At 73.8% G+C, this 13,037-nt stretch carries 16 protein-coding genes; 5 read left to right on the top strand and 11 right to left on the bottom strand.

All coding sequences use genetic code 11. The features are described from left to right. Window positions 1–9: 9 nt before the first annotated feature. Window positions 10–408, bottom strand: a complete 399-nt coding sequence (gene hisI, locus AB0L74_RS11255) for a phosphoribosyl-AMP cyclohydrolase (protein ID WP_365648780.1) — start codon at window positions 406–408, stop codon at window positions 10–12. An 82-nt stretch (window positions 409–490) separates the two neighbouring features. Between hisI and AB0L74_RS11250 the strand changes: the two genes are divergently transcribed. Further along, window positions 491–1,126, top strand: coding sequence for a TIGR03085 family metal-binding protein (locus tag AB0L74_RS11250; protein WP_365648778.1), 636 nt, complete (start codon window positions 491–493; stop codon window positions 1,124–1,126). Between the two features lie 52 nt (window positions 1,127–1,178). Here AB0L74_RS11250 and hisF read toward each other — a convergent pair whose 3' ends face one another. From hisF to hisD, 8 genes are read right to left on the bottom strand one after another with little or no spacing between them, the layout of a single operon-like run. After that, window positions 1,179–1,934 carry an imidazole glycerol phosphate synthase subunit HisF gene (gene hisF / locus AB0L74_RS11245; RefSeq protein ID WP_365648776.1) on the bottom strand — a complete coding sequence of 252 codons (756 nt, stop codon included), beginning with the start codon at window positions 1,932–1,934 and terminating at the stop codon, window positions 1,179–1,181. A 31-nt stretch (window positions 1,935–1,965) separates the two neighbouring features. Next, complete coding sequence (locus AB0L74_RS11240) at window positions 1,966–2,358, bottom strand: RidA family protein (protein ID WP_365648774.1); 393 nt, start codon at window positions 2,356–2,358, stop codon at window positions 1,966–1,968. Next, window positions 2,355–3,080, bottom strand: a complete 726-nt coding sequence (gene priA / locus AB0L74_RS11235; protein ID WP_365648772.1) for a bifunctional 1-(5-phosphoribosyl)-5-((5-phosphoribosylamino)methylideneamino)imidazole-4-carboxamide isomerase/phosphoribosylanthranilate isomerase PriA — start codon at window positions 3,078–3,080, stop codon at window positions 2,355–2,357. The genes AB0L74_RS11240 and priA overlap by 4 nt, the downstream gene beginning before the upstream one ends. Before the next feature lie 4 nt (window positions 3,081–3,084). Beyond that, complete coding sequence (gene hisH, locus AB0L74_RS11230; RefSeq protein WP_365648918.1) at window positions 3,085–3,732, bottom strand: imidazole glycerol phosphate synthase subunit HisH; 648 nt, start codon at window positions 3,730–3,732, stop codon at window positions 3,085–3,087. A 5-nt stretch (window positions 3,733–3,737) separates the two neighbouring features. After that, a complete protein-coding gene (locus AB0L74_RS11225; protein WP_365648770.1) occupies window positions 3,738–3,902 on the bottom strand; it encodes a hypothetical protein in 165 nt (54 codons plus the stop codon). After that, window positions 3,899–4,492: an imidazoleglycerol-phosphate dehydratase HisB gene (hisB, locus tag AB0L74_RS11220; RefSeq protein ID WP_365648768.1), complete on the bottom strand. Its 594-nt coding sequence runs from the start codon at window positions 4,490–4,492 to the stop codon at window positions 3,899–3,901. The genes AB0L74_RS11225 and hisB overlap by 4 nt, the downstream gene beginning before the upstream one ends. Further along, the gene (locus tag AB0L74_RS11215; protein WP_365648766.1) at window positions 4,489–5,643 is read right to left on the bottom strand and encodes a histidinol-phosphate transaminase; all 1,155 of its coding nucleotides are present in this window, start codon (window positions 5,641–5,643) and stop codon (window positions 4,489–4,491) included. The genes hisB and AB0L74_RS11215 overlap by 4 nt, the downstream gene beginning before the upstream one ends. Next, a complete protein-coding gene (hisD, locus tag AB0L74_RS11210) occupies window positions 5,640–6,965 on the bottom strand; it encodes a histidinol dehydrogenase (protein WP_365648763.1) in 1,326 nt (441 codons plus the stop codon). The genes AB0L74_RS11215 and hisD overlap by 4 nt, the downstream gene beginning before the upstream one ends. A 207-nt stretch (window positions 6,966–7,172) precedes the next feature. Between hisD and AB0L74_RS11205 the strand changes: the two genes are divergently transcribed. The 4 genes from AB0L74_RS11205 (at window position 7,173) to ybaK (ending at window position 11,304) form a co-directional block, all read left to right on the top strand. Beyond that, complete coding sequence (locus AB0L74_RS11205; protein ID WP_365648760.1) at window positions 7,173–8,759, top strand: oxidoreductase; 1,587 nt, start codon at window positions 7,173–7,175, stop codon at window positions 8,757–8,759. Between the two features lie 159 nt (window positions 8,760–8,918). Further along, window positions 8,919–9,950: a hypothetical protein gene (locus AB0L74_RS11200; protein WP_365648757.1), complete on the top strand. Its 1,032-nt coding sequence runs from the start codon at window positions 8,919–8,921 to the stop codon at window positions 9,948–9,950. Between the two features lie 11 nt (window positions 9,951–9,961). After that, on the top strand, window positions 9,962–10,702 hold the full coding sequence (locus AB0L74_RS11195; RefSeq protein WP_365648754.1) for an LON peptidase substrate-binding domain-containing protein: 741 nt from the start codon (window positions 9,962–9,964) through the stop codon (window positions 10,700–10,702). A gap of 59 nt (window positions 10,703–10,761) precedes the next feature. Continuing rightward, window positions 10,762–11,304, top strand: coding sequence for a Cys-tRNA(Pro) deacylase (gene ybaK / locus AB0L74_RS11190; RefSeq protein ID WP_365648751.1), 543 nt, complete (start codon window positions 10,762–10,764; stop codon window positions 11,302–11,304). 83 nt (window positions 11,305–11,387) lie between these two features. On the opposite strand, the gene AB0L74_RS11185 is transcribed toward ybaK, so the two are convergent. Next, on the bottom strand, window positions 11,388–12,098 hold the full coding sequence (locus AB0L74_RS11185) for an AAA family ATPase (RefSeq protein WP_365648748.1): 711 nt from the start codon (window positions 12,096–12,098) through the stop codon (window positions 11,388–11,390). A 34-nt stretch (window positions 12,099–12,132) separates the two neighbouring features. Beyond that, window positions 12,133–12,954, bottom strand: a complete 822-nt coding sequence (locus AB0L74_RS11180; RefSeq protein ID WP_365648745.1) for an ABC transporter permease — start codon at window positions 12,952–12,954, stop codon at window positions 12,133–12,135. Between the last annotated feature and the right edge of the window lie 83 nt (window positions 12,955–13,037).

Here is a 13,037-nt window from a genome sequence, read left to right as displayed (position 1 = left end):
CGGCCGACCCTACTGATCCGGGGCCGCGGCGCCGGAACCGGCGCCGTCCTTGAGCAGCACGTCGGCGTCGAAGCAGGTGCGGGCGCCGGTGTGGCAGGCGGCGCCGACCTGGTCGACCTTGACGAGGACGGTGTCGGCGTCGCAGTCCAGGGCGACGGACTTCACCCACTGGAAGTGACCGGAGGTGTCGCCCTTGACCCAGTACTCCCGGCGGCTGCGCGACCAGTAGGTGCAGCGGCCGGTGGTGAGCGTGCGATGCAGCGCCTCGTCGTCCATCCAGCCGAGCATCAGCACCTCACCGGTGTCGTACTGCTGGGCGATGGCGGGCAGGAGGCCGTCGGGGCTGCGCTTGAGCCGCGCGGCGATCTCCGGGTCGAGGCGGCTGGGCCGGGGGGACGGGTTGGTCATGCCGACCATTGTGCCGCGCGTGGCGGGTGCGCTCCGGCCGCGTTCACTGTGCGGACGCGCCGCCCCGCCGTAGGCTGACTCCATGTCGACATTCGCCAAGCGTGAACGGCTTCTGCTGGCCGACCTGCTGGAGACGGCCGGGCCGGACGCCCCCACCCTCTGCGAAGGCTGGCGGACCCGTGACCTCGCCGCGCACGTGGTGGTCCGCGAGCGCCGGCCCGACGCGGCCGGGGGCACCCTGATCAAGCAGCTGGCGACGCGGCTGGACCGCGTGATGGAGGAGTACTCCGCGAAGCCGTACGAGGAGCTGATCCAGCTCATCCGCACCGGCCCGCCGCGTTTCTCGCCCTTCTCCCTCAAACAGGTCGACGAGGCGGCCAACACCGTCGAGTTCTACGTCCACGCCGAGGACGTCCGCCGCGCCCAGCCGGACTGGACGCCCCGCGAACTGGACCCGGTCTTCCAGGACGCCCTGTGGTCCCGCCTGGAGCGCACCGCCCGCCTGGTCGGCCGCGGCGTCCCGACCGGTCTGGTGCTGCGCCGCCCGAACGGGCAGACGGCGGTCGCCCACCGCGGCACCCCGGTGGTGACGGCGACCGGCGATCCGTCCGAACTGCTGCTGTTCGCCTTCGGCCGGCAGAGCGCGGCCACGGTGGACCTGGACGGCGAGAAGGACGCCATCGCCCGGCTCCAGGAGACCAAGCGGCTCGGGATGTGACCTCACGCGCGGGGGCGGGCCGGGTGCCCCGGGGCTCCGGCCCGTCCCGGCGTCACCGTACGGCGTGGCCGGCCTCCCGCAGCGTCTGCTTCACCTCGCCGACGCGCAGGTCGCCGAAGTGGAACACGGACGCCGCCAGCACCGCGTCCGCGCCGGCCGCGACGGCCGGCGGGAAGTCGGCGAGCTTGCCGGCGCCACCGGAGGCGATCACCGGGACCGTGACGTGCTCGCGGACGGCGGCGATCATCTCCAGGTCGTAGCCGTCCTTCGTGCCGTCCGCGTCCATCGAGTTCAGCAGGATCTCGCCCGCGCCCAGCTCGGCCGCCCGGTGGGCCCACTCGACGGCGTCGATGCCGGTGCCGCGCCGGCCGCCGTGGGTGGTGACCTCGAAGGAGCCGGACGGGGTGCGCCGGGCGTCGACGGACAGGACCAGCACCTGGCGGCCGAAGCGTTCGGCGATCTCGCGGATCAGGTCGGGGCGGGCGATGGCCGCCGTGTTGACGCCGACCTTGTCCGCGCCCGCCCGCAGCAGCTTGTCGACGTCCTCGGCGGTGCGCACGCCGCCGCCCACCGTCAGCGGGATGAACACCTGCTCGGCGGTGCGGCGCACCACGTCGTAGGTCGTCTCGCGGTTGCCCGACGAGGCGGTGATGTCCAGGAACGTCAACTCGTCGGCGCCCTCGGCGTCGTACACCTTGGCCATCTCGACGGGGTCGCCCGCGTCGCGCAGGTTCTGGAAGTTGACCCCCTTGACGACCCGGCCGTTGTCCACGTCCAGGCAGGGGATGACTCGGACCGCCAGGGTCATGACTCCACGGCTCCTCAGTACACGAAGGTCTCTAGCCTCTGAAGGCTTCCAGTTCCACCGACACCAGCACGCGCGGGTCGATGAACCCCTCCACGACCAGCAGGGTCGTGACGGGGCGTACGGCGTCGAACAGCTCCTTGTGGGCCCGGCCCACCTCGTCGACGTCCCGGGAGTGCGCGAGATGCACACGGGTGCGGACGACGGAGTCGACGCCCAGGCCGAACTCGGCGATCGCCTCCAGCGCGGTGGTGAAGGCCACCTTGGCCTGCTCGTAGGGGTCGCCCTCCCCGTACAGCACGCTGCCCCTGAAGGACGTCGTGCCCGCCACCAGGACGCGGTCGCCCGCCGCGACGGCGCGTGCGAAACCGAAGGACTCTTCCCAGGGACTTCCGCTCTGCACACGCCGCACGGCTTCGGACGTCATGACGACACAGCCTCCAAGGCCTCTTCCAGGGTGAACGCCTTCGCGTACAGCGCCTTCCCTACGATGGCGCCCTCGACACCGAGCGGGACGAGACCGGCGATGGCGCGCAGGTCGTCCAGGGAGGACACGCCGCCGGAGGCGACGACCGGGCGGTCCGTCGCCGCGCACACGTTCTTCAGGAGGTCCAGGTTGGGGCCCTGGAGGGTGCCGTCCTTGGCGATGTCGGTGACGACGTAGCGGGCGCAGCCCTCCTTGTCGAGCCGCTCCAGCGTCTCGTAGAGGTCGCCGCCGTCGCGGGTCCAGCCCCGGCCGCGCAGGGTCGTGCCGCGGACGTCGAGACCGACGGCGATCTTGTCGCCGTGCTCGGCGATGACCCTGGCGACCCACTCCGGGGACTCCAGGGCGGCCGTGCCGAGGTTCACCCGGGTACAGCCGGTGGCCAGGGCGGCGGCGAGCGTGTCGTCGTCGCGGATGCCGCCGGACAGCTCCACCTTGATGTCCATCGCCCCCGCGACCTCGGCGATCAGCTCGCGGTTGTTCCCGGTGCCGAACGCGGCGTCCAGGTCGACCAGGTGCAGCCACTCGGCGCCGGAGCGCTGCCAGGCCAGGGCGGCGTCCAGGGGGGAGCCGTAGGAGGTCTCGGTGCCGGACTCGCCGTGCACGAGGCGGACGGCCTGGCCGTCGCGGACGTCGACGGCGGGGAGGAGTTCGAGCTTGGCCATGTCGCTACAGGGTTCCGATCCAGTTGGTGAGGAGCTGGGCACCGGCGTCGCCGGACTTCTCGGGGTGGAACTGCGTCGCCCACAGGGCGCCGTTCTCGACGGCGGCCACGAACGGCTTGCCGTGCGTGGTCCAGGTGACCCTGGGCGCGGCGATGGCCGGGTTGTGGGTTTCGAGGGACCAGTCGTGGACCGCGTAGGAGTGCACGAAGTAGAAGCGCGCGTCGGCGTCCAGCCCGGCGAACAGCTCCGAGCCGGCCGGCGCGTCGACGGTGTTCCAGCCCATGTGCGGCACGACGTCGGCCTGGAGCGGCTCGACCGTGCCGGGCCACTCGTCGAGGCCCTCGGCCTGCACGCCGTGCTCGATGCCGCGGGCGAAGAGGATCTGCATGCCGACGCAGATGCCCATCACCGGGCGCCCGCCGGAGAGCCGGCGGTCGATGATCCAGTCGCCGCGCGCCTCCTTGAGCCCCTGCATGCAGGCGGCGAAGGCGCCGACGCCGGGCACCAGCAGACCGTCGGCGTTCATCGCCTTGTCGAAGTCGCGGGTGATCTCGACGTCGGCTCCCGCGCGTGCCAGGGCGCGCTCGGCGGAGCGGACGTTGCCGAAGCCGTAGTCGAAGACGACGACCTTCTTCGCGGGAGCGGTGCTCACCGTGCTCAATTCCACACCTCCAGCCGCAGGACCCCGGCGACCAGACACATCGCGGCGCCGATGGAGAGCAGCACGATCAGGCTCGTGGGCATCTTCTGCTTGACGAAGGAGATGATCCCGCCGACCAGGAAGAGGCCGACGACGATCAGGATGGTCGAGATGCCGTTCACAGCGCGCCCTTCGTCGAGGGGAGGATGCCCGCGGCCCGCGGGTCGCGCTCGCTGGCGTAGCGCAGCGCCCGCGCCAGCGCCTTGAACTGGCACTCCACGATGTGGTGCGCGTTGCGCCCGTAGGGCACGTGCACGTGCAGCGCGATCTGGGCCTGGGCGACGAAGGACTCCAGGATGTGCCGGGTCATCGTGGTGTCGTACTCGCCGATCATCGGCGCCATCTTCTCGGGCTCGGTGTGCACGAGGTACGGGCGGCCGGACAGGTCGACGGTGACCTGGGCGAGGGACTCGTCCAGCGGGACCGTGCAGTTGCCGAAGCGGTAGATGCCCACCTTGTCGCCGAGGGCCTGCTTGAAGGCGGCGCCCAGCGCGAGGGCGGTGTCCTCGATGGTGTGGTGGGAGTCGATGTGCAGGTCGCCCTTGGTCTTCACGGTCAGGTCGAACAGACCGTGCCGGCCGAGCTGGTCGAGCATGTGGTCGTAGAAGCCGACGCCGGTCGCGATGTCGGTCTTGCCGGTGCCGTCGAGGTCGATCTCGACGACGACCGAGGTCTCCTTGGTGGTCCGCTCCACGCGTCCTACGCGGCTCATGCGCTCTGCTCCTTAGGGGGTGTGGGGATCTGCCCCACCGAACACCTCAGTTCACGTACCGCGTCGAGGAACGCGTCGTTCTCCTCGGGCGTTCCGGCGGTGACCCGCAGCCATCCCGGCACGCCGTTGTCCCGCACCAGGACGCCCCGGTCGAGGATCTCGCGCCACACGTCGTGGGCGTCGGCGAAGCGCCCGAACTGCACGAAGTTGGCGTCCGATTCCGTCACCTCGTAGCCGAGCGCGCGCAGTCCGGCGACGAGCCGGTCCCGCTCGGCCTTGAGCTGCTCGACGTAACCGAGCAGGGTGTCGGTGTGCTCCAGGGCGGCCAGCGCGGTCGCCTGGGTGACGGCCGACAGATGGTAGGGCAGCCGGACGAGCTGGACGGCGTCGACGACGGCCGGGTGCGCGGCCAGGTAGCCCAGGCGCAGGCCGGCGGCGCCGAACGCCTTCGACATCGTGCGGGAGACGACGAGGTGCGGGCGCCCTTCGAGCAGCGGCAGCAGCGAGCGGCCGTGGCTGAACTCGATGTACGCCTCGTCCACGACCACCATCGACGGCTTGGCCGCCTGCGCGGCCTCGTACAGGGCGAGGACCGTCTCGGGCGGGACCGCGGTGCCGGTGGGGTTGTTGGGGGAGGTGATGAAGACGACGTCCGGGCGGTGCTCGGCGATGGCCTTCTCGGCGGCGGCCACGTCGATGGTGAAGTCCTCGCTTCGCGGCCCGGAGAGCCAGCCGGTGCCGGTGCCGCGTGCGATGAGGCCGTGCATCGAGTACGACGGCTCGAAGCCGATCGCGGTGCGGCCCGGCCCGCCGAAGGTCTGGAGCAACTGCTGGAGGACCTCGTTGGAGCCGTTGGCGGCCCAGACGTTCTCGACGCCGAGGGGGTGCCCGGAGGTCTTTGTCAGGTACTCGGCCAGCCTGGTACGCAGCTCGACCGCGTCCCGGTCGGGGTAGCGGTTCAGGCCGCGGGCGGCCTCGCGCACCCGCTCGGCGATGCGCTCGACCAGCGGCTCGGGCAGCGGGTACGGGTTCTCGTTGGTGTTCAGCCGTACCGGGACGTCCAGCTGGGGCGCGCCGTAGGGGGACTTGCCGCGCAGCTCGTCACGGACGGGAAGCTCGTCCCAGGGGGACGCGGGGGTGTCGCCGGTCACTTGCCCTCGGGAACCTTCCAGTCGAACCGGGCCTTGATCGCCGCGCCGTGCGCGGGCAGGTCCTCCGCCTCCGCCAGCGTCACCACGTGGTGCGCGACCTCGGCCAGCGCGTCCTTGGAGTAGTCCACGACGTGGATGCCGCGCAGGAAGGACTGGACGGACAGGCCGGAGGAGTGGCAGGCGCAGCCGCCGGTGGGCAGGACGTGGTTGGAGCCGGCCGCGTAGTCGCCCAGCGAGACCGGCGCCCAGGGGCCGATGAAGACCGCGCCGGCGTTGCGGACGCGGTCGGCGACCGCGGCGGCGTCGGCCGTCTGGATCTCCAGGTGCTCGGCGCCGTAGGCGTCGACCACGCGCAGGCCCTCCTCGACGCCGTCGACCAGCACGATCGCGGACTGCTTGCCGGACAGGGCCGGGCGGATGCGGTCCTCGACGTGCTTGCTCGCGGCGACCTGGGGGGCCAGTTCCTTCTCCACCGCGTCCGCGAGCCGGACGGAGTCGGTGACCAGGACGGCCGCGGCCAGCGGGTCGTGCTCGGCCTGGCTGATCAGGTCGGAGGCGACGTGCACCGGGTCGGCGGTGTCGTCGGCGAGGATGGCGATCTCGGTCGGGCCGGCCTCGGCGTCGATGCCGATACGGCCGGTGAAGTAGCGCTTGGCGGCGGCGACCCAGATGTTGCCGGGGCCGGTGACCATGACGGCGGGCGGGCAGGACTCGGTGCCGTAGGCGAACATCGCGACGGCCGTGGCGCCGCCGGCCGCGTAGACCTCGTCCACGCCGAGCAGCTCGCAGGCGGCGAGGATCGTCGGGTGCGGCAGGCCGCCGAACTCGGCCTGGGCCGGTGAGGCCAGGGCGATCGACTCGACGCCGGCCTCCTGCGCGGGCACGGCGTTCATGATCACGGAGGAGGGATAGACGGAGCGTCCGCCGGGGGCGTAGAGACCGACGCGCTCGACCGGCACCCACTTCTCGGTGACGGTGCCGCCGGGCACCACCTGGGTGGTGTGGGTGGTACGGCGCTGGGCGCGGTGGACGAGGCGGGCGCGGCGGATCGACTCCTCCAGAGCCGCGCGCACGGCCGGGTCGAGCCGCTCCAGGGCGTCGGCGAGCGCCTGCCGCGGCACGCGGACGGACTCCAGCCGTACGCCGTCGAACTTCTCGGCGAAGTCGATCAGCGCCGCGTCGCCGCGATGATGCACGGCCTCGCAGATCGGACGCACCTTCTCCAGGGCGGCCGAGACGTCGAAGTCGGCTCGGGGCAGCAGGTCGCGCAGGGCGGGGCCCTCGGGAAGGGCGTCGCCGCGCAGATCGATTCGGGAGATCACGCAACCAATTCTCTCAGACCCGCGTCCGGCACCGTCCGCACGTATCAGTGACTGATACGGAACGTGGTGCACACCACCCGCACGGGCCCCCTCGGTTTCCGGTACGACAGATCCTTCTCACGTTGGGTGTTCGAGCGGTGACACAGCGGGCATGAACGGTTGTATCGGGAACCGACTCGCGAGCAGCGGGTGACGAAGGGAAGCACCGTGACCGAGGGTGCCGGGCTCAGCCCCGGGGACCTGCCGGACGACCTGACCGCCGCGGAGGCCGGCATGTGGCAGGCCTTCCGCAACGGCAGCGTGTACGACCTCAGCAGCGGGGACGCGCTGGCCGACGATCCGCACGGAGCGCATCCCTGGGGCCCGGAGCGGACCGTGCGGGCCCGGATCGTGTGCTGGCTGCTGCTGGACGGGCCGCCCGCGCTGACCGGCCGGGTCTCCTCGCTCAAGCTCGTCGGTGTCCAGGTCGTCGACGCGCTGGACCTGGCGGGCGGCACGGTCGTGCCGTACGTCGAGATGCGGGGCTGCCGCTTCGAGCGGGAGGTCCTGCTGCCCGAGGCCCGCTTCACCACCGTCCGGCTGGTGGACTGCTCGGTGCCGCGCCTGGAGGCGGCCCGGGTGCAGACCGAGGGCGATCTGCATCTGCCGCGCTGCCGCTTCCGGCACGGCATCCGGCTCACCGACGCCCAGATAGGCACGGATCTGCTGCTCAACCAGGCGATCGTGCACCGGGACCGCAGCGGCCGGTCGATCGCCGGGGACGGGCTGAGCGTCGGGCAGGACCTCCAGGCCGAGATGCTGGAGTCGGACGGCGAGCTGAGCCTGCGCGGCGCCACCGTCGGGGTCTCGCTGAGCCTGCGGGGCGCCCGCCTGAGCAACCCCTCGGCGCGGCTCGCGCTGAACGCCCCCCAGCTGTCCGTCGAGCGCACCCTCTACATGACCCCGGCGGGCGTCACGGGCGTCGGCGGCCCCCTGCTCAGCGGGATGACGCCGGTGGAGGGCATCCGGGTGCAGCGGTTCGAGTGCGAGGGCGGGATGCGGCTGGACGACGGCCGGTTCGGCGACGCGCTCGACTTCGAGCGGGCCCGCTTCACCCTCACCGACGAGCAGGAGCTGTCGCTGCGCCGGGTGCAGACGCCCGAGCTGCGGTTCCTCGGCGAGCGCCCGGCGCGCGGCCGGGTGGTGCTGTCGGGGGCGCGGGTGGTCAACCTGATGGACCGGGCGGACAGCTGGCCGGGCCCGGGACGGCTGCACATGGGCGGCTTCTGCTACGAGAACCTGGTGCCGCGCGGCCCGTTCCCGCTGGCGGAGCGGCTGGACTGGGTGGCCGCCGCGACCGCCGAGTACAACCCGGAGCCCTACGAACGGCTCGCGGCCGTGCTGCGGTCCGGCGGCGAGGACGAGGACGCCCGGGAGGTGCTGCTCGCCAAGCAGCGCCGGCGCCGCGAGAGCCTGCCGCTCGCCCCCAAGCTGTGGGGGTACGCGCAGGACTGGACGGTTGCCTACGGCTACCGGCCGGGCCGGGCCGCGGTGTGGATGGCGGTGCTGTGGGCGGCGGGCTCGGTCGCGTTCGCGCACGCGGGGCACCCGCCCGTGAAGCGGGGTGAGCATCCGGCGTGGGATCCGGCCCTGTTCGCCCTCGACCTGCTGCTGCCGGTGATCGAGCTCGGCCAGGCCGGCGCCTGGCAGCTGAGCGGCGGCTGGCAGTGGCTGGCGGCGGCGATGGTCCTGCTGGGCTGGGTCCTGGCGACGACGGTGGCGGCGGGGGCGACCCGGCTGCTGCGCCGCGGCTGAGGTGCGGCCGGCGGCGGCCCTCCGGGGAGACCGCCGGTGCGGAAGTGACGCGGGCACCCACCTCTTTGCCCTTCCTTGACTGAACTCCGTACAACTTTCCATGAGTTCCACCGGAGCGCTGGCGCGCTGCTGACCTGCGCACTTTCAATGGTCGGCACCATGGCTCTGCTGCGCATGCTCCTGAGTAGGGCGCGGGTGAGCGGGAAGCCGCCGCGCCTGGCCGCCGGACCGCCCGCCGAGGACGAGGTGCTCCTCGACGTGCCCGACGACCGCCTCGCCCCGGCCCTGATCGCGGCGGCGCACGGCGGGTACGCGCCCGCGGCCGAGCTGCTCGCCGCCACCCGCGCGAGCGCCGAGTGGGAGCACCGCGACCGGTACGCGGCCCGGCTGGCGGCCATCGCCCGCTCGCGCCCGGAGTGGCTGCGGGCCTGGTACGCCGCCGCCCCGCACGACCCGGACGCCCTGCTGGTCGGGGCCCGCCTCGCGGTGGACCGCTGCTGGGAGTCGCCGGCCCGCGCGGAGCTGCTGCGCCAGGCGGCCCCGGCGATCGCGGCGGCCGCCGACCGCGGCGGGCGCGACCCGGTGCCCTGGCGGATCGCGCTGGACGGCGCGCTGGGCCGGGGCACCAAGCCGGCCGAGTTCGAGCGGCTGTGGGGCGAGGCCGTCCGCCGCTGCCCGCACCACTACGGCAGCCATGTCGCGGCACTGGAATACCTGGCCGCCACCTCGCCCGGCGCGCACCGCGCGTGCCTGGACTTCGCCGAGACCGCCGCGCAGGACGCGCCCGAGGGGGCCCTGGTGCGGGCGCTGCCGCTGCGGGCCGCGTTCGCGTGCCTGGCCGCGGGCGGCGGGCGGGGGGTGGAGCGGGCCCGGCTGCACGCGGCGGCCGATCTCGCGATCGCGCTCTCGTCCGCCTATCCGGCCGCCGACCCGTGGCCCGCGGAGCTGCGCAACCTGCTGGCGTACGTGCTGGTGCGCCTGGGACGCCGGGCGGACGCCCTGGAGCAACTGCGGCTGACCGGCCCGTACGCGACGTCCTTCCCCTGGGACCGGGAGGCGGACGATCCGCTCGGCCGCTTTCTGGACGTGCGCCGCGACGTGCGCGCGGCGGTGGCCCGCGCGCCGGTGCCGGCGCGTTCCGGCCGCCCCCGATACGGGCACGGCCGCCGTGTCCGCTCCGCCGACCATTAGGCTTCTGCGTCGTGACCACCGTCCGGCTCCCCCTGTTCCCCCTGAACTCGGTCCTGTTCCCGGGGCTCGTCCTCCCGCTGAGCGTCTTCGAGGCGCGTTATCGCGCCATGATGCGCGAGCTGCTGAAGACGTCCGAGGACGAGCCGCGCCGGTTCGCCGTCGTGGCGATCCGGGACGGCCACGAGGTGGCGCCCAGCGCGCCCGGCCTGCCCGATCCGACGGCGCTGCCCGAGCGGGGCGCCGCCGCCGGGTTCGGCCCCGATCCGGCCAAGGCGTTCCACAAAGTGGGCTGCGTGGCGGACGCGGCCACCATCCGGGAGCGTCCCGACGGCACCTTCGAGGTGCTGGCGACCGGGACGACCCGGGTCCGGCTGCTGTCGGTGGACGCCTCGGGGCCCTTCCTGACGGCCGAGCTGGAACCGCTCGCCGAGGAACCCGGCGACGAGGCGGGGGCGCTGGCCGAGGGGGTGCTGCGGGCCTTCCGCCAGTACCAGAAGCGGCTGGCGGGGGCGCGGGAGCGGTCGCTGGCGACCGGCGCGGACCTGCCGGACGAGCCGGGCGTGGTCTCCTATCTGGTGGCCGCCGCGATGGTGCTGGACACGCCCACCAAGCAGCGGCTGCTCCAGGCCCCGGACACCGCGTCCCGGCTGCGCGACGAGCTGAAACTCCTTCGCGCGGAGACGGCCATCATCCGTACGCTGCCGTCGTTGCCGGCGTCGGAGCTGACGCGCGGCCCGACGAGTCTCAACTGACGTACCGAATCGACGTACCCAACCGACGTACCGACGCGACGAGTACGGGAACAGGCCGGATGGCGAAGAAGGCGAAGAAGCGGGACGGGGCGCGCGAAGCGCGTGCGCACCAGGGCGGCGGCCGGCGGGCCGGCGGAACGCCCGCGACGGTGGCGCTCACCGCGGCGGGAGTGCCGTACACGGTCCACTCCTACGACCACGACCCCTCCCACCCCTCCTACGGCGAGGAGGCGGCGGAGGCGATGGGCGTCTCCCCCGACCGGGTGTTCAAGACGCTGGTGGCCGACGTCGACGGGGCCCTGACGGTGGCGGTGGTCCCGGTGGCGGGCCAGCTGGACCTGAAGGCGCTGGCGGCGGCGGTGGGCGGCAAGCGCGCGGCGATGGCCGACCCGGCGCTCGCGGAACGCGCCACCGGCTACGTCCGCGGCGGCATCTCCCCCCTCGGCCAGCGCAAGAAGCTCCCGACGGTGCTGGACGCCTCGGCCGCGGCGCACGGCACGATCTGCGTCTCCGCCGGCCGCCGCGGCCTGGAGGTGGAGCTCGCGCCCGGCGACCTCGCCCGGCTCACGGACGCCGTTCTCGCGCCCGTGGGGCGCGTGTGACCGCTCGCCGGGCGGCTCCCGCCCGCTGACGTCCGGCGCGCGGGAGCGGCGTGCGCGCGGGGCCCGGCGCCGCGCGCCGGGGCTCACGCCCCGGGAGACTTCCCGTACGGGTCGCGCGGCCCGTCGTAGGGGCCCTGCGGGTACGGGCCGCCCTGCGGGAGGGGACCCTGCGGGTACGGTTCCGGGTCCCGCGGCCCGAACAGCGCCGTCAGCCCCAGGTGGACCAGCAGCGCGGCCAGGGGCCAGGCCAGCAGCGCCCCCTTCGCGCCGAGCCTCAGCGGCGCCTGGAACGTCACGCCCTTGCCGGCCTCCTTGGCCTGGGCGATCACGTCCTGTCCGGGACCGAGCCACACCCCGGTCCGCCACGCCAGCAGAGAGCCGAGCAGGCCCCCGACGCCGAGCGCGACCACCAGCGGCACGCCGCCGCGCCGCCGCAGCAGGAAGACGACCGCCGCGCTGACCGCGCCGAAGGCCAGCGCCAGCAGCGTGAACGTTCCGTCGACGCCGATGGCCTGCTCGCCCTCGGTGTCCTTGAGGTAGACGACCCAGGTGCCGTCGACGGCGTCCCCGACCAGGGGCACGCGCGGCGCCAGCCACCACCACACCACCCCGAGCAGCACCCCGGCGACCGTCACCCCGACGGCCGTCACCACGGCCTCGCGCACTTCGGTCTTCATCCCGGGGCCGTCCTGTCCGTACGCGCCGCCCCACGTGTGCGCGCCGGCGGACGGCGGCGTCTGCCGGTGCGACGAATCGTCGTGCGGGGGCGGGGGCGGAGTCAGCGGTGCGGTCACCCTGACATCGTGCCAGGCCCGTCCGCGCGGTGCGTCACCGGACGGCCGCCCTGCGATAGGCCCAGGTGGCGACGGCCAGCGAGACCACGCCGACCGCCCCGCACACGGCGAGGTCACCGAGGACGAAGGCCCACTCCGGCCCGTCCGCGAAGGTCCTCGCGAACGCCTCCACGCCGTACGTCGACGGCAGCAGGTCCCGGGCCAGGCGCACCGCCTCCGGCATCCGCTCCGCCGGCAGCACCCCCAGCAGCAGCGCCGCGGACATGCCCAGCTGCCCGAGCAGCGTGGCCAGCTCCGGGCGCGGCGCGAGCAGGCCGAGGGCGGCCCCGAGCCCGGCGAGCGCGGCACCGGCCAGCGGGATCACGGCCGCGAGCACCCACAGATGCGCCAGCGGCAGCCCGAACAGCACGCACCCGAAGACGGCGGTCACCACGGTCCCCGGCACGGTGAAGGAGGCGTACGCGCCGGCGGCGCCCAGCACCACGGCGGCCGGCGGCACCGGCAGCGTCGCGTAGTGGTCGAGGCCGCCGCTGGCGCGCAGCTGGCCGAAGTACTGCGCGAGCAGGTTCAGCGCGACGAACGCCACCACGAGCACCGACGACCCGGCGACCACGGCCCGCGCCTCGCCGCCGCCGTCGACCACGCCGCGCATGAGGATCATGATCCCGATCGACTGGAAGGTCGCCACGAACAGCAGCGGGATCCGCGCCACGCGCGCGCGGGAGAGCTGCGCCCGGTAGACCGCCACCAGGGAGGGCCACACCCGCGCCTTCGGCCCGAGCTCGGCCGCCGGTGCGGGAGGCTCCTCGGCGGCCACGGCACCGCCCGGCAGGACATCGGCGGGTACGACACTCACGTCGTGCTGCTCCTCTTCGCTGAGGTCACTGAGGTCTTCCCCGAGGCAGGTGAGGTCCCTGAGGTCGTCAAGGCCCCGCCGGG

This window comes from Streptomyces sp. NPDC052020, assembly GCF_040680575.1.
GTDB lineage: Bacteria > Actinomycetota > Actinomycetes > Streptomycetales > Streptomycetaceae > Streptomyces.
Note: the sequence above shows the minus strand (reverse complement) of the source record. Positions and strands in the feature narration are given on the sequence as shown.